The 21,933-nt window shown below is 48.9% G+C and carries 18 protein-coding genes, 5 tRNA genes and 1 other RNA gene; 3 read left to right on the plus strand and 21 right to left on the minus strand.

Annotation, left to right across the window (positions count from 1 at the left end; genetic code table 11):
* Positions 1 to 51 precede the first annotated feature (51 nt).
* Positions 52 to 1,473: an MGH1-like glycoside hydrolase domain-containing protein gene (locus ACYQ2L_RS13425; RefSeq protein WP_460056664.1), complete on the plus strand. Its 1,422-nt coding sequence runs from the start codon at positions 52 to 54 to the stop codon at positions 1,471 to 1,473.
* 60 nt (positions 1,474 to 1,533) lie between these two features.
* Here the strand turns inward: ACYQ2L_RS13425 and ACYQ2L_RS13430 are convergent, their stop codons facing one another.
* Genes ACYQ2L_RS13430 through ACYQ2L_RS13455 form a run of 6 tightly spaced genes read right to left on the minus strand, consistent with a single transcriptional unit; the run spans position 1,534 to position 7,210 of the window.
* Complete coding sequence (locus tag ACYQ2L_RS13430; RefSeq protein WP_460056667.1) at positions 1,534 to 2,004, minus strand: hypothetical protein; 471 nt, start codon at positions 2,002 to 2,004, stop codon at positions 1,534 to 1,536.
* Positions 2,001 to 2,897 (minus strand): NAD(+) diphosphatase, encoded by an 897-nt coding sequence (gene nudC / locus ACYQ2L_RS13435; RefSeq protein WP_460056668.1) that lies wholly within the window; start codon positions 2,895 to 2,897, stop codon positions 2,001 to 2,003. The genes ACYQ2L_RS13430 and nudC overlap by 4 nt, the downstream gene beginning before the upstream one ends.
* Positions 2,887 to 3,975 carry an Ldh family oxidoreductase gene (locus ACYQ2L_RS13440; protein WP_460056671.1) on the minus strand — a complete coding sequence of 363 codons (1,089 nt, stop codon included), beginning with the start codon at positions 3,973 to 3,975 and terminating at the stop codon, positions 2,887 to 2,889. The genes nudC and ACYQ2L_RS13440 overlap by 11 nt, the downstream gene beginning before the upstream one ends.
* A gap of 1 nt (position 3,976) precedes the next feature.
* Positions 3,977 to 5,032, minus strand: coding sequence for a chorismate synthase (gene aroC, locus ACYQ2L_RS13445; RefSeq protein WP_460056675.1), 1,056 nt, complete (start codon positions 5,030 to 5,032; stop codon positions 3,977 to 3,979).
* A gap of 58 nt (positions 5,033 to 5,090) precedes the next feature.
* Positions 5,091 to 6,188, minus strand: a complete 1,098-nt coding sequence (gene corA, locus ACYQ2L_RS13450) for a magnesium/cobalt transporter CorA (RefSeq protein WP_460056677.1) — start codon at positions 6,186 to 6,188, stop codon at positions 5,091 to 5,093.
* The gene (locus tag ACYQ2L_RS13455) at positions 6,179 to 7,210 is read right to left on the minus strand and encodes a lipoyl protein ligase domain-containing protein (RefSeq protein WP_460056680.1); all 1,032 of its coding nucleotides are present in this window, start codon (positions 7,208 to 7,210) and stop codon (positions 6,179 to 6,181) included. Before ACYQ2L_RS13455 ends, corA begins: the two co-directional genes overlap by 10 nt.
* 34 nt (positions 7,211 to 7,244) lie before the next feature.
* On the opposite strand from ACYQ2L_RS13455, the gene pth reads away from it, so the two are divergent.
* Positions 7,245 to 7,769: an aminoacyl-tRNA hydrolase gene (gene pth / locus ACYQ2L_RS13460; protein WP_460056684.1), complete on the plus strand. Its 525-nt coding sequence runs from the start codon at positions 7,245 to 7,247 to the stop codon at positions 7,767 to 7,769.
* 39 nt (positions 7,770 to 7,808) lie between these two features.
* Here pth and recR read toward each other — a convergent pair whose 3' ends face one another.
* The 12 genes from recR to ACYQ2L_RS13520 all read right to left on the minus strand — a co-directional run bounded on the left by recR (position 7,809) and on the right by ACYQ2L_RS13520 (position 15,644).
* Positions 7,809 to 8,399, minus strand: a complete 591-nt coding sequence (gene recR, locus ACYQ2L_RS13465) for a recombination mediator RecR (RefSeq protein ID WP_460056687.1) — start codon at positions 8,397 to 8,399, stop codon at positions 7,809 to 7,811.
* Positions 8,396 to 8,713: a YbaB/EbfC family nucleoid-associated protein gene (locus ACYQ2L_RS13470; protein ID WP_460056689.1), complete on the minus strand. Its 318-nt coding sequence runs from the start codon at positions 8,711 to 8,713 to the stop codon at positions 8,396 to 8,398. The genes recR and ACYQ2L_RS13470 overlap by 4 nt, the downstream gene beginning before the upstream one ends.
* Positions 8,710 to 10,497, minus strand: a complete 1,788-nt coding sequence (gene dnaX, locus ACYQ2L_RS13475; RefSeq protein WP_460056692.1) for a DNA polymerase III subunit gamma/tau — start codon at positions 10,495 to 10,497, stop codon at positions 8,710 to 8,712. The genes ACYQ2L_RS13470 and dnaX overlap by 4 nt, the downstream gene beginning before the upstream one ends.
* Positions 10,498 to 10,538: 41 nt before the next feature.
* Positions 10,539 to 10,636, minus strand: an RNA gene (ffs, locus tag ACYQ2L_RS13480) — signal recognition particle sRNA small type.
* An 18-nt stretch (positions 10,637 to 10,654) separates the two neighbouring features.
* A tRNA-Ser gene (locus tag ACYQ2L_RS13485) sits at positions 10,655 to 10,742 on the minus strand.
* A 36-nt stretch (positions 10,743 to 10,778) separates the two neighbouring features.
* Positions 10,779 to 10,866: transfer RNA gene (locus tag ACYQ2L_RS13490), tRNA-Ser, on the minus strand.
* A gap of 7 nt (positions 10,867 to 10,873) precedes the next feature.
* Positions 10,874 to 10,947 (minus strand) — tRNA-Arg (locus ACYQ2L_RS13495).
* Positions 10,948 to 10,957: 10 nt separating this feature from the next.
* Positions 10,958 to 11,046: transfer RNA gene (locus ACYQ2L_RS13500), tRNA-Ser, on the minus strand.
* Between the two features lie 18 nt (positions 11,047 to 11,064).
* Positions 11,065 to 11,149: transfer RNA gene (locus ACYQ2L_RS13505), tRNA-Ser, on the minus strand.
* A 95-nt stretch (positions 11,150 to 11,244) separates the two neighbouring features.
* Positions 11,245 to 12,189: a ParB/RepB/Spo0J family partition protein gene (locus ACYQ2L_RS13510; protein ID WP_460056695.1), complete on the minus strand. Its 945-nt coding sequence runs from the start codon at positions 12,187 to 12,189 to the stop codon at positions 11,245 to 11,247.
* Complete coding sequence (locus tag ACYQ2L_RS13515) at positions 12,182 to 12,937, minus strand: ParA family protein (protein WP_460056699.1); 756 nt, start codon at positions 12,935 to 12,937, stop codon at positions 12,182 to 12,184. The genes ACYQ2L_RS13510 and ACYQ2L_RS13515 overlap by 8 nt, the downstream gene beginning before the upstream one ends.
* Before the next feature lies 1 nt (position 12,938).
* Entirely contained in the window at positions 12,939 to 15,644 is a 2,706-nt protein-coding gene (locus tag ACYQ2L_RS13520; RefSeq protein WP_460056701.1) for an adenylate/guanylate cyclase domain-containing protein, read from the minus strand.
* A 106-nt stretch (positions 15,645 to 15,750) separates the two neighbouring features.
* Between ACYQ2L_RS13520 and add the strand changes: the two genes are divergently transcribed.
* On the plus strand, positions 15,751 to 16,815 hold the full coding sequence (gene add / locus ACYQ2L_RS13525; protein WP_460056704.1) for an adenosine deaminase: 1,065 nt from the start codon (positions 15,751 to 15,753) through the stop codon (positions 16,813 to 16,815).
* Here add and ACYQ2L_RS13530 read toward each other — a convergent pair.
* Genes ACYQ2L_RS13530 through gyrB form a run of 3 tightly spaced genes read right to left on the minus strand, consistent with a single transcriptional unit; the run spans position 16,796 to position 21,897 of the window.
* On the minus strand, positions 16,796 to 17,413 hold the full coding sequence (locus tag ACYQ2L_RS13530; protein WP_460056707.1) for a YigZ family protein: 618 nt from the start codon (positions 17,411 to 17,413) through the stop codon (positions 16,796 to 16,798). The two genes, add and ACYQ2L_RS13530, sit on opposite strands and share 20 nt — an antisense overlap.
* 11 nt (positions 17,414 to 17,424) lie before the next feature.
* Positions 17,425 to 19,965 carry a DNA topoisomerase (ATP-hydrolyzing) subunit A gene (gene gyrA, locus ACYQ2L_RS13535; RefSeq protein ID WP_460056710.1) on the minus strand — a complete coding sequence of 847 codons (2,541 nt, stop codon included), beginning with the start codon at positions 19,963 to 19,965 and terminating at the stop codon, positions 17,425 to 17,427.
* A 24-nt stretch (positions 19,966 to 19,989) separates the two neighbouring features.
* Positions 19,990 to 21,897 (minus strand): DNA topoisomerase (ATP-hydrolyzing) subunit B, encoded by a 1,908-nt coding sequence (gene gyrB / locus ACYQ2L_RS13540; protein ID WP_460056713.1) that lies wholly within the window; start codon positions 21,895 to 21,897, stop codon positions 19,990 to 19,992.
* Between the last annotated feature and the right edge of the window lie 36 nt (positions 21,898 to 21,933).

Raw genomic sequence — 21,933 nt, forward strand, 5'->3', positions numbered from 1 at the left:
AAGTTCAATGATTACACAGCATCATATCGCTGCCTATTTCGAGGAGACTCCGTGGTAAAAAAAGATTTTCCAACGGTTCATTATTTTGACCAGGATTTTGTAGACGTATACGACCAAACCTGGGCATGGGTTCAGGACCACTGGCACAAAGGGGACGCTTCCAACGGATTCGAGCCAAAGTTTTTCCACTCTCCGGGATCTGATACCATAAACCAGTTTGAAGCAATTTTTTCCACATTCTTTCTTGTTTACAGCAACCGGACATTTCCAGCTGCCGCCCAGCTGGACAGCTTTTATAAAAAGCAGGAAGAAAACGGTGCAATCCGTGCTGATTACAGACTCAGTGACGGCAAGCCGGTTTTCACCGATGATAACCCGGAGGGAGTAAACCCACCACTATTTGCATGGGCAGAGTTTAATCTCTTCCACAAGGTGGGAAACAAGAAACGTGTTAAGGAAATCATGCCAATACTGGAAAAGTATTTTTCCTGGCTTGAGGATACATTCCAGCAGGACAACGGTCTGTACAAGGTGCCGCTTGCGGCAACCAAAATGATCAACAGTCCAAGAGAAGGTGCAGAGTACTTTGTGGATTTCAATTCCCAGCAGGCACTGAACGCCTATTATATGAGCGAACTCGGTGAAATTCTCAATGACAAGGAAATTGCATTCCGATACAAGAGACTCTACTTCTCTCTGAAAACACGAATCAACAATCTTATGTGGAATGAGAGTTCCGGCGTCTATTACGACATTGACGGCGAACATAACCAGATTCGAGTCAAGACCATCGCTACCTTCTGGCCGATGCTCTGTGCCATACCGAACGAGGCCCGCATTGAAAAACTCATAGCCCACATGAGAAATCCAGAAACATTTGGTACCGAGAATCCCTTTCCGACACTGGCTGCAAATGAGCCGGCTTATAACCCGGAAGGTGGAGGATTCTGCGGATCAGTATTTCCACCCTTTACCTTTATGGTTATTAAAGCTCTGGAACAATACAAAGCCTTTGAACTGGCCAGGGAATTTACCCTGCGCCACTTCTACTATCTGCTCGATACCCTTCATCCGGAAGGAAGTGACCAGGGTACCGTCTGGGAAGCCTATCAGCCGCACAAGGACGGTCCGGCAAAATGGGAAGGCAATCCAGATTTTCCCCGGCCAATGCTGCTGGCATATACCGGACTGTCAACGATTACACTCATGATTGAACACGTAATCGGACTGACTATCAGTCTACCGAGAAAGGAAGTTACCTGGGTCATTCCGACCAAGGAGATAATGGGTATTGAAAACCTCAGTCTCAAGAGAAACAACATCACCATTCTGGCTAAGAAAAGTGGCCGGGGCTGGGAGATCAGGCTGGAAAGTGAAAAACTGTATTATTTCACTGTAGATGTGCTTGGCGAAAAGGCTAAAACCCTGCCGATCCCATCCGGTAAATGTTCAATGCTGCTGGATAAACTTTAGCAGCCCGGCGCTGCATGCAAGTGCAGCGTCGAATCAATGCAGATGTTCAGGGCGGCTGTATTACACAGCTGCCGGCATTTCAAAGCGGCTGTAATGCACCCGCCTCCTGAAGATCAGACCTGCTGCAGAATACAGCAAGAGCATTCCACCTGCCACAGAAGCCTGCAGAGGATACCTCATACCGATCAATCCAATTACATCCATAAACGCAACCTCAAGAAAAACATAAGGTACAAACCATTTCACCAGCGGTAATATGGTAAGCGCCAGTAGAACCAGAATCCCGCTTCGATATACCGCACGCATCAGCAGTCCCTTCCGGTCACTCATATGGAAATACGCCGGAATGGCAAACACCATGGAAAGACCACCCAGACCGCCGAACAGAATGGTCAGAACTGCCATGACAGCCCAGATACCCCTGTTAAGCCGAGCCACATCCTGGCAGACTTCAATGAGCTGCAGCACGGCAAACAAGCCAGGTGCAAGCAGAAGGATTGAAGCAATTATCACCCGCACACGCATTTTCATAACTCCCCCCTGAGTTCAGAGCACATAGTTTCAATCATAGTCTTTGCAATACTCAGACCGCCGGGCAGTTCAGGCAGACTGTCCGGAGAAAACCAGGCAGCCTCGGCGATCTCATCTTCCTGAATCAGGATTTCACCTGATTTCCACTTCGCCCTGAATCCTAGCATCAGAGCATCCGGAAAAGGCCATGACTGACTCCCTGTATACTGCAGTTCACAAACTTCCAGACCGACTTCCTCACGTACTTCCCTGTGCACAGCGTCCTCAAGGCTCTCTCCAGCTTCAACAAAACCGGCGATAAGACTGAAGTAGGCCTTTGCAGACCGCTGCGAGCGCGCCAGCAGAATCTTACCATTACGCTCGACTGCCACTATTACAGCCGGACTGATTCTGGGAAAAACCGTTCCCAAGGAACCACATTTAGCCAACTCCCGTTCCGACCACTGCAATATTTGACCACTGCGGCTGCAGAAAATCTCAGATCGGTTCCACTGAAACAACTGATACGCCCTGAATACAAGGGTTGTCACAGCTTCACCGAGCTCCGGATAACTGCCCGGAAGCAAAGCACGAATACGCTCAATCCGGAAATTACCCGTTTCAGGTTTACTCAGATCAATCGGTACAATCAGCTCTCCCAGATCTCCACTGTATAATACAAACGTGGAGTTATTATATTCACCAGCCTTAATCCATATATCATTAAAGGCCATTTCACCGAATAATTCAATGAGCTCATCGATTAAAGGAATCCTGCCGGACAGCAGAAGCAGCTTCGCATCTTCAGAAAACAGCAGGGCAGGACTATTTCCGGGCAGTTTGTTTGTAGAAAGCGTAAAAGGGGCAGCAGGAACGGTCCAGCTGCTGCCCTTATCCGGTATATTACCAGTCAAAACCTTGTATACCTAGTTCATCAGCCATGATCCGGAACTCTTCAGCCACAGATTCGCTTACTTCAATGCCGTCTACCGAGCGGATCCTGTAGGCATCCCATTCCTTTTCACCAGCTGTAAAAATCCGCTCCTGCCCGGGTGCCTTATCGGAATTCCTGAGTGCCCGCAGAATATCTCCAGTTGTCTTCTTGAATGATTCAAGATCGGTAAAGGCTTCAATATCTATTGCCATAAAAAAGTGCCCCAGGCGATACGGCTGCTTGTTTCCCTGATCATCAAAGCCGGATAAGGCCTTCAGAAACTGACCGCCCTGCAGGGCTGCCGAAAGAATTTCTGTCACTACAGCATATCCATAGCCCTTGTATCCGCCGCCATCCTCACCAATTCCTCCAAGCGGGGTCAAGGCAGCATTTCCGGCTATCAGATCCTTCAGCACCTCACCCGGGTCAGTCGCCGTTGTACCATCCCGGCGCACCACCCAGCCCTCGGGCAGGGGCTTACCAAGGCGATCATAGACCTCGATTTTTCCCCGCTGACTTACGCTGGTAGCACAGTCCAGGAAAAACGGGAAATCCTCATCCGTTGGTATAGCCCAGGTCTGCGGATTGGTTCCCAGCATATTTTCAACACCGAAAGTCGGAGCAATGGAAGGACGGGCATTCGTCCCGCTCAAGCCGATACAGCCCTTTTCAGCCGCCATCAGCGGGTAGTAGCCCGCAATTCCATAATGGGTGGAATTGCGGACAACGGTCATTCCCATTCCGAGTTTCTTTGCCTTATCAACAGCCATTGCCATTGCCTTGTGGGAAACAACCATCCCCATACCGTTATTGGCATCCAGTACCGCAGTAGTCGGACCCTCACGCACAATATCTATCGGAGCATTCGGGAACTGAATTCCTGCCTTGATCCTGTCATAATAGATCGGCTTCAGGCGATTAATACCATGCGAATCAATACCCCGCAGATCCGCCTCGATCAATACATCCGCGCAGATATCAGCATCAGCTTCGGGAACTCCCAGACCGACAAATACCTTCTTCATGAAATCCTTGATATATTCTGCAGACTTTTTCATTTTACACCTTCAATGCTTCGTAACGCTTATAATGGTCCTCAAGAACCAGACATGCCATAGCCTCAACCACCGGAACAATTCTCGGACAGATACATGGATCGTGACGCCCCTCGGTCCTGATCTCCCGCTCGGTACCATCCTTGTCCACTGTCTGTTGAGCCTTGGAAATCGAGGAAGTCGGCTTCACCGCAATCCTGAAAACCAGCTCCTCACCAGTGGTAATGCCCCCGATAACACCACCGGCATTATTGCTCCGGAAGCCATCAGAACCCATAGCATCATTATGCTCACTACCTTTCAGATCTACCGCTCCGAAACCAAGCCCGATTTCGAAGCCCTTGACTGCACCCAGCGAAAGCATGGCTTTAGCCAGATCCGCCTCGATTTTGTCAAAAACCGGCTCACCCAGTCCTGGAGCGAGTCCGCTTATGCGGCATTCTACAATCCCGCCGACGCTGTCACCCTCACTCGCCAGTTCCTCGATTCTCTCGACCATATGTGCAGCCGCAACCGGATCACAGGCACGCATCGGATTCTGTTCGATCGCCTCGGGAACAAAGCGTTCACAGGAAATACCTGCTGAACGCAGGGTATAGGCCACAATACCGACACCTCTCTGTTCAAGCAGTTTACGCGCCACCGCACCGGCTGCAACGCGACCAGCGGTTTCACGCCCGGATGCCCTGCCGCTGCCACGATAATCCCGGATTCCGTATTTTTTCAGATACGTAAAATCAGCATGTCCCGGCCGGAACATATCCTTGATATCATTATATGCGCTCGGCTGCGCATCCTTGTTATATAAAATCATAAGCATCGGGGTGCCTGTGGTCTTACCCTCGAACACACCGGAGAGAATATGAACAATATCCGGTTCCATTCGCGGTGTAGTAACCGATGACTGCCCGGGTTTCCTTCGATCAAGTTCTTTCTGTATATCAGCTTCACAGATATCGAGCCCGGGAGGGGCTCCATCCAGAACAACTCCGACGGCGCCGCCATGGCTTTCACCGAAGGTGCTTATACGGAATAATCTCCCAAAACTACTGCCTGCCATTACGCCTCCTCGCATATATGCACATGCTACCTAATCTATCAAAAAAAGCATCTTCACACTACAGCCATTTTCTGAGCCTGAAATAAAAGGTAAGTCCAACTCCTATACCAAACATCAACAGGAGCACTGCCGGATACGCCCAGGGAAGCGCGAGCTCTGGCATCCACTCAAAATTCATGCCATATATTCCAGCAATAAAGGTAAGCGGCATAAAAACGGTGGCTATAATAGTCAACACCTTCATGACTTCATTCATTCTATTACTGACCGCAGTCATATACAGATCGAGTAGCCCAATCTGTAGATCTCTCAGGGCTTCAATTGTTTCTATAATCTGAATGGAATGATCATACACATCACGGAAAAATACCTGAACGTCTCTGCTGATTCTGGAATCATCCTCACGGCCTACAGCTGAGAGTATTTCCCGAATCGGCCAGACCGCTTTTCTGAGCCTCAGCATTTCCCTTTTGTATCCGTGCAGCCTCATAAGCACTTCCTGACTGTTATCCTGGACAACCTGGTCTTCCAGACGCTCAACACCGTCACCAACTGCCTCGAGTACCATAAAATATCCGTCCACAACGGCATCCACAAGGGCATACAGTAGATAATCGGCCTTCATGAAGCGGATTCTCCGTCCTCCGGCAATTCGGGAAACGACCTCATCAAGAAAATCAGGCCGACGCTCTGAAAAGGATATTAGCGTATTATTAATTAATACCAGACTCAATTGCTCACTTCGCAGGTTATCGTTGTCCCATGACAGCACCCTTAAACTCATAAAGATATAATCCTTATGCCACTCCAGTTTCGGGCGTTGATCGGTCTGCAGGATATCTTCTACCAGCAAGGGATGCAGATTACATGTTTTACCGATTTCACCAATCAGCTCGGAATCATGAATTCCGCTTACATGAAACCAGTTCACCTTATTCCCGGGCGTTCCACCAAGCATTTCACTGATATTAAAATCATGTAAAACAGAAGATTTTTTTTCCTGCATATCAGCTTCCGTATATGCAATCAAACGTAGCTCTATTTCTGTATCCAGAGCATCTCCCGTGTATATAAGTGTCCCGGGAGCTGTTCCAGGCTTCTTCTTTCTTGAACGCACAAAACGTTCCCGTATTCTCTGAGCTGATACTACAGACATTCAATCTCCTTATTTATCACTTCTGCCAATATTTCCCTGAAACCAACTGGAATCTGAAGATTCTCCGCAAGTGCATTCCCTAGTGCAGCAGGCTCATAAGGCAGCCTGGAAAAAGCCTCCGCTAAAGTTTCAGCCAGGGTCTGTACATCCAGAGTCCCAGTGCTTAACTGTAGACTCTGAATACAGCCGCGGTGTACAGAAAGCACCAGCTCTGCTTCTGTTCCCTCATACATAAACTTAATGCTGTGGGTAAAATCCGGTGTCTTGCCGAAAAGCCATGACCATTCTCTCAGACTCTGACTGTACTCAAGCCCTGTGCTCGTCAAATCAGCATCAGAAAGCTGCTGAATTACAGAACTTTCATCAGCACTGACATAGTTGCCATTACTGCCGTCCATGTTGGAATGCCGCATATATGCATCCGCCAGCATCTCAACGGCATCGTTTATTGCCAATCGCGGCTGGAACTCGGTCAGATTCGCTACCCTGGACCGGACTGAATCTATTCCCTTGCTCGCAAGCTGCCGATCGGGTGCCTGCAGATATGCCGTTAGTTTATCAAGATCCGCATCAATCAGCATGGTGCCATGATGAAGGCAACGCTCCTTGCCGATTTTATAGGCACTCCCGCTGATTTTCCTTCCATCGACGAACAGATCCTTGCGGGCCGAAAGTCCGGCTGGAATGCCAGCCTGAATCAGACTGTCCAGAATAATCGAGAAATGCGTATCCGGATCATAGTTCTCACGGGGTGTAATAAAGCACCAGTTAAGATTCCCCGTATCGTGATACACTGCACCGCCGCCGCTCTGTCTTCGCAGCAAGGGTACGGTATCCCTGCCCAGAGCCCGCATATCACATTCCAGCCAGGGATTCTGATGCCGACCCATTACCACACATGGACTGTTTACATACATAAATAATACAGCCTGCCGCTCATTTCTGAAAAGCTGATCCTCGAGAGATAAATTGACATAAGGGTCTGTACTCTTGGAAAAATAAACCCGCCGCTTCACATGCATAGGCAGAATATATCGAATTTGCTACACTCCCGCCATGTTTTCAGCACTAATCGGTCTCGGAAATCCAGGAAAAAAGTATGAAATGACCCGCCATAATATCGGATGGCGGATTGCCGAGGCATTTGTCCGGGAGGCTGACCCGTCAGCGGACTGGAAAAGCAAATTCAAGGGTAAGTGGACCCAGATCCGAACATCTCCAGGTTCAGTCAGCGGCTGCCGCATCCTTGTGCCGGAAACCTTCATGAACAAGGCAGGAGAATCCGTCAAACCCTTTGCCGATTTCTTTACGCTCGAAGCAGAAGAGATAGTGGTTATTCACGATGATCTTGAACTTCCATTCGCGGAGGTTCAGCTCAGAAAAGGCGGAGGACTGGGGGGACACAATGGACTGCGTTCAATAGAACAGCATCTGGGCACTCGCAATTTCCAGCGCCTGCGGATCGGAATCGGCAGACCAGTCCACGGCAGTGTATCATCCTGGGTGCTGTCACGCTTCAGCCCGCAGGAAGAAGCCGAACTGGAAGACATTACGGAAAAAGCCCTGGCCCTGCTTCGATAACAGGAATACAGCGGAAAATAGCAGGCTGCAGGCAGCAGCCTACATACTGGTTCTACCACGGAGCGAGCGTTCCAGAGTCATCCGGTCCACATATTCCAGATCGCCTCCGACAGGAAGACCCAATGCAAGTCTGCTCGTAGTAACATGCTCTATCTGTTCCAGCAGACGGGCGATATACAAGGCAGTGGTATCACCCTCAACCGTCGGATTTGTTGCCAGTACAACCTCACGGATCTGTCCCTGCTCCACACGCTCCATCAGCTCGGCGATTCTGACATTATCCGGTCCGATCCCGTCTATTGGTGAAATAACCCCTCCGAGCACATGATAGACCCCGGGAAATACCCGCGCGGACTCCAGCACAGATACATCCTGCGCTGTCTCGACAACACATACCATTGAATGATCGCGGGACTGGTCATCACAAACCTTGCAGGGATCCGTTTCGGTAAAACTCCCGCACACCGGACATGGGTGAATTTTCTCACGCATTTCAAGGATCGTCTCCGACAGGCGAGCTGCATAATCAACATCGGTCTCGAGTATATAATAAGCCATTCTGCTTGCGCTTTTCCTGCCGATTCCCGGAAGTTTTGACAACAGCCGGATCAACTCATCCAGGCGCGTCATAGATTAAACAGATCCGGAGGGAGATTCATTCCGCCTGTAAAGGAAGACATATTCTGCTGAATTGCGGCTTTGACCTTCTCCTGGGCAGCTGAGGCGGCGGCCAGGATCAGATCCTGCAGCATCTCCGGATCAGAAGGATCAATTATTTCAGGACTGATCCAGACACTCATGATACGGAATTCACCGTTCATGCGTATTTTCACCAGATCCCCGCCTGCAGATCCCTCTACAGAGATTTTCTTCAGCTGCTCCTGGGCCTCACCCATTTTTGACTGCAGCTGACCGAGATTTTTTAACATATCCATTGGATTCATTGCTTTGCCTCCTGACCGGAAATCACTGAACCTCGAAATACTGCCCTGACCTGCTCTACCTGAGGATCAGGGTGATTATGCGATTCTGTTTTTTTCGGATCTTCAATCTCTTCTACACGAACCTTGAGTGGTACACCCAATACCGTATTTATACATGATTCCACAATATCCTTGTCAATTTCCACGGACTTGGACGCAAAAGCATTGGTGAACTGCAGATACAGGTATTCATTATCAAAGGAGTGCCCGAAGGCTCCCCCAACTGCCGAAGCAAGGGTCGGCTTTTTTCGTTCTATTTCGTTGATCAAGCGTTCCAGATTATTCAGATCAAGAACCATGCGGCTTTTCTCTGAAGGAGCCGGTTCATCGGGCTTAACATTCTGTTTCAGCTGAGGTTCTGCAGCACTCCCTGAATCATCCCTGAATTCATTCCTTGCCTCGTTAATTGGCTTATCCACGGGCTTATGCACAGGTTTTTCCACAGAATTATCCACAGAAGGCTTAGGTTCAACAGCTTCCTCGTCGTAGCCGTCTACAAAGCTTTCCTCCAGATCATCTTCTTCATCCGGATCCGGAATATAAGCCTCAAGCCCCGCTTCTGCTTCTGTTTTTTTATCGACCGCAGAAACCCTGAAACCACCCTGCTCCACCTGTGTACGCAGATCATGAATCCGGTTCAGCAAATCCCCTGGATCAATCCAGCTTCTCAGCTTTGTAAGCTCAGTCAGAACCAGCTCGAGTTCAAAGCGCTCGTTCACGGTATATCGAAGGCGTCGAAAGGCCTCAAGCAGGAGGTCCAGACCATGCATCAGCTGATGTTCACTCCAGGCAGCCAGTGCCTGCGAAGAAAACTCGCTCACCGGATACCCGATCACCGACTCCCGTTCCATTCCGGCCTTCAGAAGCAGAATATTCCGGAAATACTCACTCAGATCAACAATAAACTGATCCTCACTTACCCCGGTACTGATTATTTCGTCAGCGGTTGCGAGAACCAGCTTCATATTTCCGTCTGCCAGGGCTTCCGCCAGCACATTCAGCCGGTCAAGTCCGACCAGACCGAGTTTGGTCTTGATTTTCTCCAGGCTTATATGCCCGTCACTGAAAGAAACTACCTGATCAAAAAGAGTATAGGAATCCCGGAGGGATCCGCGTCCTTCCTTGGCAATCCAGAGCAGGGCATCAGCATCGGCCTGAATTCCCATATCGTTCACAACTTCTCTCAGTTTTTCCAGAAGCTGATCAAGCGGAATCAGGCGAAAATGGAACTGCTGACAGCGAGACTTGATTGTCGCCGGAACCTTGTGCAGTTCGGTAGTTGCAAAAATAAAGATTATATAGGGAGGTGGTTCTTCAATTGTTTTGAGAAGTGCATTAAACGCGCTTGTGGAAAGCATATGCACCTCATCGATTATGTATATCTTGTAGCGGGAATTATTCGGCGGGAACAGAACCTCGTCCTTGATCTCCCGCACATCGTTGACGCTGGTATTACTGGCACCGTCGATTTCGATTACATCAAGTGCCGTCCCGCGGGTAATCGATTCACCGTCAGGATCATCTCCACAGCCGTCCGGGTTTGGTCCTCCAGGGCAATTCAGGGCCCGGGCCAGAATTCTGGCTGCAGAGGTCTTTCCAACCCCCCTCGGTCCACTGAACAGATACGCATGGGCAATGCGGCCCGCCCGGATCGAGTTCTTCAAGGTAGCGACCACAAACTCCTGACCGACTAATCCGTCAAGCGTTTTCGGACGCTTCCTGGTTGCAGTTACTTCATACGCCATAATCGATCCCCCTGAATTCCCCAAAAAAAAGCCCCTCCGGCTCCAGCCAAGCCATCTGCGGCACATGCTGAAATACCTACCGCTGCTCCCTTCCGGGCCTGACGGGGTTTGGTATCGTTACATTGCACAGGACCTGGCCTTCAAAGCCAAAGGGGCACGGAGAGGGAGGGATTCGAACCCTCGGTACCCGGTTAGAGTACACACGCGTTCCAGGCGTGCACCTTAAGCCACTCGGTCACCTCTCCATTGTATACGGATTGTAAAAGACATCAGGAAGTTTGCGGAGAGAGAGGGATTCGAACCCTCGGTACCGCAGAACGGTACAACGGATTTCGAGTCCGCCCGATTCAACCACTCTCGCATCTCTCCTGAAACGTGTACCCGAGAGGACTCGAACCTCCGGCCTTAAGATCCGCAATCTTACGCTCTATCCAGCTGAGCTACGGGTACAAAATAGAATCGGAGAGAGAGGGATTCGAACCCTCGGTACCCGGTAAAGGGTACAACTCCTTAGCAGGGAGCCCGATTCAGCCACTCTCGCATCTCTCCAGAGTGCAGGTTCGAAATCGGAGAGAGTGGGATTCGAACCCACGGAACCTTGCGGTTCAACGGTTTTCAAGACCGCCACGTTCGACCACTCCGTCATCTCTCCAGTAGAACTTGCAGATCGGCAATATACCCCTTCAGTTAAAAAAAGTCAACAAGAGGAAATTGCAGAATAGAATGCAATTTCCGACTATGACCTGTTCAGCTCTCTACACTGCCCGGGGCAATGAGATTCATCAAACGATTCAGATCTTCCATGGAATAATAGGAGATTTCGATTTTTCCCTTATCTTCCTGTCCTTTTATAAGAACCTTGGTGCCAAGGCGGACGATCAGCTGTTCTTCGAGATTCATAAGCTCGATAGTCTTGCGGAAATCCATATCCGGTTCTTTGCCGCTGTCACGACTGCTGTCGCGTGCACCATCGCCCTGTCTCTTCCCTGCTGAGGTTTCATCGCTATCAGGACTTCTGGTAGGCAGTTCCTCACCGCGCGCCAGGGCTTCGGTAAAACGCACCGACAGACCCTCGACCATAACCCGCCGGTACAGGCGCATCATGGAATCATCATCCCCGGCCTGTAATATGGCCCGGGCATGCCCGGCCGAGAGCTCGGCATTATCAACTGCATCCTGTATCGGCTCCGGCAGCTTGAGCAGCCGCATTGCATTGGCAATGGTTGATCTGTTTTTTCCCAGTCGCTTTGCCAGGGCTTCCTGATTCATGCCGGTAGTTTCCATGAGGGATGTATAGGCTTTTGCTTCTTCAATGGCAGAGAGATCTTCGCGCTGAATATTTTCAATAAGTGCGATCTCGAGTTTTTCTTCGTAGGAAAAACTGCGGACTATTGCGGGTACGGTTTCCATACCTGCCAGCTTCGAAGCACGGAAGCGACGTTCCCCGGCAATAATCTGATAAGTACCATCGGCCTGCTCTTCAACCAGCAGGGGTTGAATAACACCCTTCTCCCTGATCGAATCAGCAAGCTCTGTCAGGGCAGCCTCAGCGAAATGTTTTCTCGGCTGCTCGGGATTAGCGACCACATCCGTCAGCGGGATATTCTTGATTGCGCCTTCCGGTACAAATTCTTCAACATCGTGTCCCTGCAGCAGGGCATCTATACCTCGTCCCAAAGCCTGTTTAGCCACGTTCAATTACCTCTTCAGCCAGCTGTTTGTAGTTCTTCGCCCCCACGCATGCTCCGTCATAGAGATTAATCGGCACACCATGCGATGGAGCCTCAGCAAGCCGTACATTTCTGGGAATGATCGTCTTGAATACCTTTTTTCCGAAATATCCGATAACCTCACGCACAACCTGCTGGGCAATCCTGATACGGGAATCATACATAGTAAAAAAGATGCCGCCTATTACCAGTCTCGTGTTGAAGCGCTGTTGAACAAGACGGATACTCTCCATCAGCTGGGTCAAACCCTCCAGTGCAAAATACTCGCACTGCATCGGAATAAAGACGCGATCAGCGGCAACCAGACCATTCAGGGTAAGTATCCCCAACGACGGTGGGCAGTCGATAAATATATAATCATAGGATTCGGTAAAAGGAGCCAGAGCCTTTCGCAGGAAGTATTCACGCCGCTGCTGGTCGACAAGCTCGACATTCGCTCCGGTCAGGTGCGAACTGGTGGCGACTATGTGAAGATTATCAACAGCCGTCTTCTGGACAACATCGGCAGATGAGGCATTTCCAGTCATAAGTTCGTAAATTCCGGCCTTTGTTTTATCGGCACTGACGCTGGATGAAAGATTACCCTGTGGATCGAAATCGACCAGGAGCACTTTTTTGCCGGCTTCAGCGACATAGGCACCAATATTTACCGCGCTGGTCGTCTTTCCGACCCCGCCTTTCTGATTAGCGAAAACAATTGTTACAGACATGTCACCCCACTATAGTTTGTTTTTTTATTGTTGTCAGTCGGTTTCGGAAGTAGGCCGCAAGATATACCCCGTTATCAAGAAAGCACTTCAGCTGTTCTTCATACATTGTACTATCTGCACCCTCCTGGTGGAGCTGCAGAATCATTAGCACCAGCGTTGTGCAGAGCGCATGAATATCTCCCCGGGTGCTGTAATCCCGGTACTGACGGTCAGCAAGCTCCCAAAATCTCTTCCTGTCATCCAGAAAGTTATAAACATCCAGAATCTCCCACATTATTATATGTCGGCTGAACTGCTCACTGGCCCGCATGTACCGGTCAGATCGTTCAAGCGACTCCTGTACTGCCTTTTTCCCGTCCGGTTCAAGCATCTGAAGAGCCGCAGCCAGCAAGGCAAAGTATACCGCGTAGTTACCTAGCTCAGAATCCCTGGGGGAGTTGAAATGCGGCTGTAAGTTTCTGAGTTCTTCGTATTCTCCACGGAGAAAATAAGTAAGCGCACGCAATTGGTATGTAATAATACCTCCAAGCTCAGCTTCTGCCTGAGCCTTCTCATCATCCATATTCGAGCATTCTTCTACAGCCTCATCAAGCTCATCTTCATAAAGATGGAGAATAATTTTGGTTCGGGCCCTGCGGTCGAGGGGTTCAACCTTCATTACAGTCTGAAACGCATCTTCCCTGGAACCCAGCATGAGCAGCAGTGGTGCAATAATTTCGCGGACCGAATTTATGAGATGATGATTCTCAGTATCAGGGCTGCTCTCATAGAGCCGTTCGGCCTGTTTCCCGCAATGCACAGCAGACTGCAGATTCCCGGATTTTGCGAAGTGGCCCATAAGAAGATGATAGCAGAAGGCCCAGTGTTCCGGATTCCCTGTACGACGCGCCAGGGGCATCATCTTGTCCCGGATATAATCAGGAGAAAACTGCACCTGAAAATTGAAGGTTACCGCCTCATGTATGAGCCAGAGCCGAAAGGCGTCTTCATCACTCAGATTATCCTCGCCAAGTGCCGCAAAAACTGCATCAATATATTCCGGGTAACGGGTATCGCCGAAGCCGTCATGAGCCTCAAGAATCAGATCCTTGGCCTCAGTATAGGATTCCGCTCCAAGCAGATGATAGATTATCTCCGACCAGGCAGGTTTCTCTGCCTGTCTGTAGTATTCAGCCAGACGTGTATGAAAAATACGACGGTTATGCCGCAATACTGAATCGTATATTGTCTCCCGTACAAGCGCATAGCGGAATGTATAACGGTCATCACTGCAGCGCAGCTGCCCAGCCGCACATAATTCCAGTAAGGCCCCGTCTATATCATCGACGAGTTCATTCTCTACTGCCATCGCAGTAATTTCTTCCGAACCAAAAGATCCGGGAATTATCGATGCACGCCTCAGAATATCCTGTAGACCCTGACGCAGCCTCTCGATAATCGAAATAATAACCATCTGCATATCGGGAGGGGTTGCAGCTGGGTCATGCCCGGCTCTGGCATAACGGCAGAATACCTCAACAAACATCGGATTTCCCTGGGATTGCCGGACAATGCTGTCGATCTGCTGTTCACTCAATCCCAGACTGTACTGCGTTGCAACGGCCTGAACCAACTCACGACATATAGTATTTTCTATATTCAGTAATTTAATATGTATTATATCCGGAAAGAGTCTCTCAAAATCCGGTCGAATAAACTGATCCAGCATAATTATAAACAAACCAGTAGATTTCTGATGCAGTAATTCCCGAATGAACTGACGATCGGTGTCAGCGATTGAATCCGGAGACTCAATTATCACGATCGGTCGGTACACAGCCTCTTCCCCTGGAAGGACTGCAAAGGCATCCATGTAGGAAGAAAAGTCTCCAGCTTTCAACTCATGTCCCTGCAGCAGCCTGTATATTGCAGCTGTCAGGGCAAAATCCTGCTGCTGGCCGGAGGCATTAAAATGCAGCACCTGAGCTTCACAGCGCGGCATTCTGCCTACCAGGCGCACGAACTCTTCTGCAAGACGCGTTTTTCCGATTCCCGGCTCTCCACTAATGAATACGGTCTCTACTGAAGTTCCACGTACATACATCCGGAGCAATCTGTCCAGTTCCTCTTCCCGTCCTGTAAAGGGCATTTCCGGATCCTGCTCCCGCAGCCCGCAGCCCTCACCGCACTCCGCGGTATAAGCAAGAAGCCGTTCAGACTTTCCCTTCAGCTGTACCGGCTGTCGCGCACCAAAAAGAAACAATCCCTCGGTGCGGCTTCTTACATCTTCTGATACCAGTACTGTATCCGCAGCAGCAATACTCTGCAGCCTCGAAGCGACTGCCATGCTGTGCCCGGTGATCACAGGATGATCACCGCGCATTCCGGTTGTAACCTCTCCGAAATGTACCCCGCTTCTGAACCGGACCTCCAGTTGTTTTTCCCTGCACAGATCCCGAAACTCCAGGGCAGCACGTACCGCATGCGCACAATCATCACGGCTGATTTTCGGAACACCAAAAACTGCAACCAGGGCATCGCCAATATACTTTTCTACGAAGCCTCCGTATCGCGCTATTACTTCCTGGAAAAGAGCAAATACCGAGTCCAGCAGTTGATTCAATTGTTCAGGATCATTGGATTCGCTCATAGGCGTGAATCCGACCATGTCCGAAAAAAGTATTGCGGCATATCTCCGCTCGTTCGATTTAACTATGTTTTCGTCCATTGAACTCTCCTGACGGCCCGTGAAACAGAAAAAAAACCATTTTCGGGATTTTTTCTGTTTTATTTGTTATACTTTATTCCGATAGTGAAACCAAGAGGCTTTAAAAATGACAATTGACTCCTCCATATTAACACAAAAGAATGTTATGCGCAGCTTCCCGAAGGTAGAATTACATAGACATCTTGAGGGAACATTCGCTTTAAATACACTGTTCCGTATCTCGGAAAAAAACAAGGTGGGCCGCTCCTCTGATTTTGCAGAGTTCAAGAAGCAGGTCCAGTTTCCACGGGACTCCAAACCGAATTTTCTTGAGTTCCTTTCTAAATTCTACAATGACTGGTATAGAAGCCATGAAGATGTCTATGACATCGTACATGATTCTGTCTGTGAAATGGCTTCTGACGGAATATTTTATATTGAGCTGCGTTTTTCACCGGAACACTTTGCACTGCACAACGATTTTGATCGCGAAGAAATCACCAGGCTTGTAATAAAAGCTGCCAATGAGGCTGCACAGGAATCAGGTATTCATATTCGTTATCTGATTACCTTTAACCGCAGCAAGCAGGATCAGCATGAGATGATTGAGCTGTATGAGCGCATTCATGCCCTGAACATACCAGAGATCGTCGGTATCGACCTTGCCGGGGACGAAACGAACTATCCCCCCGAAATGTTTGAAGAATTCTTTGGACGGGTCAAGAAAGATGGTTTCTACAAGGTAACCATTCATGCAGGAGAAGTAAGTCCCGCTCAACAGATATGGTTCGCTGTCCAGAATCTTCATGCCGATCGTATTGGTCATGGTGTTGCAGCCATTCATGACGTTGAACTTCAGAAGGAGCTGGCAAAACGCGATGTAATACTTGAACAGTGTATAACAAGCAATTACCAGACCGGGTCCTGGGAGGACGAAGAGAACCACCCGCTCGGAATACTCTACAGAAATAATGTACCCGTAACCATTAATAGTGACGATCCTACTATTCAGGATACCGATCTTACCGATGATTACATCAAGGCAGTAAAATACTTTAATCTTGGCTTTGATGACCTGGTTCGCATGAATCACACTGCAATCCGCAGCAGCTTTCTCCCCGAAGATGAAAAAAAGGCCTTACTCGAAGAATATAACCATCATATAGATCAGTTTATTGCTGATCACTCCTGAATATTCTGATTCCCCCCGCTGACAGATCTGTCAGCGCTTGAATACATGCATCTGCTGTCTGCAGCGGAATTTTCAGGCGCATATTTATTTCAACCCCGAAATCCTCTGAAAGTATTCTGGCCCGGTACTCCTCTATGAGCACCTGCACTCCGCCATGCAGGTTATATGGGAGCTCAAAAGAGAGCTCGATCTCCGGTATCAGCTCTTTTAGTTCCGCTGTAGCCAGAACCTCTTTTGCACTGTCACCATAGGCCTTTACCAACCCCCCGGTACCAAGCTTGGTCCCTCCAAAATAACGTACAACCGCAAGCAGGGCATTTGTTACTCCATGCCCCATCAGAACCTCATATACAGGGCGTCCAGCTGTTCCCTTGGGTTCACCATCATCACTTACTCCGCTGATCTCACGCTCCAGTCCGCCAAAACAGAATGCATAGACCACGTGAGCTGCATCTGGATGCTCCAAACGAAGCGAAGCCAGGCGGGAGTCCACCTGGCTTCGATCAATAACTGGAATCATGTATCCGATAAAGCGGGATTTTTTCCGCTCTATCTCAATTTTGGTTTCGCTGACCGGAACATGTACAAATTGTTTCACGTGGAACAATTTTACTCGACAGCGTCGCTATCGCTTGGCTCGGCGCTGTTTTCATTGGCGCTGGCGTCACTCACGATCTCACTCTCAGTCCCACTTTCACCGCTGCTATCTTCATCATCCTCTGAAACAGATCTATCAACAGCAACTACCATGTCCGGAGGAGTGATATCCACCAGTTTATATCCCTGAGCGGGAGCCCCCATCGGTCTGAGTCCGGAAATAGCAAGTTTGACGGTCTTACCGGTATTGGTAATAAATACAACCTCGTCATTCTCTGCTACCGAAATAACACCAACGACTTCCTGAGAATTATCATTTACCGGCATACAGCGTTGTCCGCCGGTTCCACGTCCATGAGGAGTGAACTCCGAGAACTTGATCCGTTTCCCCTTACCCTTGGCATTCACTATGAGCATATCCCGTTCTTCATCAACCACAAGGCTGGAGGTAAGTTCGTCGGCTGCTCTGAGATTGATTCCCTTCACTCCCATGCTGGTTCTACCGCTGGGACGGATGCTTGTTTCATCAACTCTGAGAGCCTTTCCAAGACGGGTAATCAGCATAAGTTCCTGCTCACCATTTGTTATCATGGCATTATTGAGTTTGTCACCGTCCTTGAGAGTTATCGCCCGTATTCCCCTGGTCTTGGCATTCCGCAGGTCATGCAGAACCACTTTTTTAACCATTCCTCGGGCTGTCGCCATAAAGACAAACTGCTTCTCACTGAATCCGGTGAAGGGCATTACAGCCTGAATGTCCTCATCAGCAGAAACCTGCAGCAATGCTTTTACATGAGTCCCGCGTGAACTGCGGCTGGCTTCAGGTATTTCCAGAACCCTCAGATAGTAGGCATTACCCTCACTGCTCAGGAAGAGAATATAATCATGGGTAGAAGCAATGAAGAGCTGATTGATCATGTCGTCATCATGCATATTGCTGCTTGAACTTGCACCCTTCACTCCGGTTGTTTTATAGGTCCTGTAGGAGTTGGAAGGAATACGCTTGATATAGCCCTTGCGGGTCATAATAACAACCATTTCCTGTTTTTGAATCAGATCTTCAATGTTGATTTCCTTGATTTCGTCCATGACGATTTCAGTTCGTCGATCATCACCGAATTTCTGGGCTAACTCAGTTGATTCTTCCTTGATCAGATCAAGAATCTTGTGAGGGTTAGCAAGCAGATCCCGCAGGTAAGCAATAAACTTTCGTATCTCTTCGAGTTCTTCAACAATCTTCTTTGTCTCCAAACTCGTTAATTTCTGCAGTCGCATATCAAGGATGGCCTGAGCCTGCACTTCACTCAGCTCGAAGGTAACCATAAGGTTTTCCTTGGCTTTCGGGACAGTGGATGATTCCTTGATAATCCGGATAACCTCATCGATATTATCCAGGGCAATCTTCAATCCTATGAGGATGTGCTCGCGCTCTTCAGCCTTCCGGAGATCGAAGCGTGTCCTCCGCTCGATCACCTCCTGACGGTGATTAACAAAGGCTACGATCATATCCTTGAGATTCAGCATCTTTGGACGGCGATCTACAATGGCCAGGGCATTCACATTGAAGTTTGCCTGCAGCTGGGTGTGGGTAAACAGGTGATTCAGAATAATCTTTGGACTGGTACCCTTTTTCAGCTCGATAACAATTCTCATACCATCGCGGTCAGACTCATCACGGAGATCGCTGATTCCTTCAACACGCTTGTCGCGGACCAGATCAGCGATCCTTATTATAAGATTGGCCTTGTTTACCTGATAGGGTATTTCCGAAACAATAATTACGTCCTTGCCGGTCTTTGTTTCATCAATAGAGAATTTGGCCCTGACAGGAATCTGACCCCGCCCGGTAAGATATGCCTGCCGGATGCCCTGCGTACCGTAGATAATACCGCCAGTAGGAAAATCGGGGCCCTGCACATGCTCCATGAGCTCTTCGATACTGATATCATTGTTGTCGATATATGCACAAATCGCTGCAACTATCTCCCGCAGATTATGCGGAGCCATATTGGTAGCCATACCTACTGCAATACCGGTTGCACCATTTACCAGAAGGTATGGGATAGCTGCCGGGAGCACAGTCGGTTCTTCTGTAGATTCATCATAGTTAGGAATGAAATCTACGGTTTCTTTCTTGATATCCCTGAGCATTTCCTCAGCCAGCGCCGTAAGACGTGCCTCGGTATAACGCATTGCAGCCGGTGGATCACCATCGACCGACCCGAAGTTACCCTGTCCATCGACAGCCGGGTAACGCATGGAAAAATCCTGTGCCAGACGAACCTGGGCATCGTAGATACTCTGGTCACCATGTGGATGGTACTTACCGAGAATATCACCCACAATACGCGCACTCTTCTTGAAAGCGGTATTATGCCTCAGGCCCATATCTCCCATGGAATACAAAATCCGGCGATGAACCGGCTTCAGCCCATCGCGTACATCCGGCAATGCCCGGCTTATGATAACCGACATTGCGTAGGTCATGTACGAGGTAGTGACCTCATCCTCAATAGCTATAGGTATAACTCTTCCTGTCTGTTCTTCAGCCATTAGAAGCTCCTCACTGATTTCTGATTACACATCAAGGTTCTGCACCATAAGTGCATTCTGCTCGATAAACTCACGCCGTGGTGCTACATGCTCGCCCATCAGACAACTGAAGATCTCTTCGGCCTCAACTGCATCATCCATGGTAATTCTCATAATACTTCGCGTGGCAGGATTCATTGTTGTCTCCCACAGCTGATCAGGATTCATTTCACCCAGACCCTTATAACGCTGGATATTTATATTCTGATGGGTCTTCCGCATATCCTTCAGGGCAATATCCCGCTCGTCATCGGTAAATGCATAGCGTATGTCCTTGCCTGCCCACATTTTATAAAGAGGTGGCATGGCAATATAGACAAATCCCTTTTCAAGAGCCTCAGTCATATAGCGATACATGAAGGTCAACAGCAGCGTCCGGATGTGCGAGCCGTCGACATCAGCATCCGCCATAATAATGATTTTATGGTAGCGGAGTTTTTCAACATTGAATTCTGTTCCGGCTGAAGCCCCGAGAGATGAAATAATCGGTTGCAGCTTATCGTTTCCGAGAACCTTGTCCAGCCGTGCCTTTTCAACATTCAGCATTTTACCCCAGAGTGCAAGTATGGCCTGGAATTCGCGGTTCCTTCCCTGCTTGGCACTGCCGCCCGCAGAATCACCCTCGACAATAAAAATTTCAGCCTTGGATGGATCCCGCTCACTGCAGTCAGCAAGCTTTCCGGGAAGCCCGGCACCCTCAAGAAAACTTTTCCTTCGGGTAAGCTCACGGGCGCGCCGTGCTGCCATTCTGGCCTTGGATGCCATAACAGATTTTTCTACTATAGCCTCAACTACCTTCGGATTCTGTTCAAAGAAAGCCCCGAGACTTTCATTTACCTGACTTTCAACAATACCTCTGACCTCGGAGTTTCCGAGTTTACCCTTGGTCTGTCCCTCGAACTGCGGATCCGGTACCTTGACCGAAACAACAGCAGTCAGACCCTCACGAACATCATCACCGGTAAAGTTTTCATCCATTTTCTTGGCGAATTTGGTTTTCTTGGCAAAATCATTCAGGGTTCTGGTAAGTGCAGATTTAAATCCGACCAGATGGGTTCCACCCTCGCGTGTATTGATATTGTTAACGAAGCTGAACATATTCTCATTAAATCCATCGTTATACTCGAGGGCAATCTCCATCATTACATCGTCGCGAGTCGCTTCGAAGTAGATAGGAGGATCATGAATAGCAGTCTTGCTGCGGTTCAGATACTGAACAAATTCGGCAACACCACCTTCAAACAGGAAGTTATGCTTTTTGACAGTAGGTAAACGAGAATCCTCTATATTGATCCGGATTCCCTTGTTCAGGAACGCCAGCTCACGTAATCTGGTGGATAAAACATCAAAACTGAAGTCAGTAGCCTCGAAAATATCCTCATCTGGATGAAAGCGTACAACGGTACCTGTTAAATCTGTCTCCCCGATTATTTCAACCGGCTTGTCAGGTACACCACGCTGATATCTCTGGAAATGAATTTTTCCTTCCTGATGAACCTGAACCTCAGTCCAGTTCGAAAGGGCATTCACTACCGAAACACCAACTCCGTGTAGACCACCGGAAACCTTATATGATCCCTTGTCGAACTTACCGCCGGCATGCAGCTTGGTAAGTACAACTTCAAGAGCACTGATTCCCTCGGCCTCATGGATATCCACGGGAATACCCCGTCCATTATCAGTAACCCTGATTATATTTCCAGGTTCGATAAGAACGGTAATTTCTGAACAGTACCCGGCCAGAGCCTCGTCGATACTGTTGTCCACCACTTCATATACCAAATGATGAAGTCCATCTATACCGGTTGAACCGATATACATCCCGGGTCGCTTGCGCACTGCCTCCAGACCTTTCAGAATCTGAATGCTTTGGGCGGAATAATTGTTCTGCATAAGAACCGATTATACGCTCTTTCCAAACCAAGGTAA

Source organism: Spirochaeta dissipatitropha (assembly GCF_054657935.1).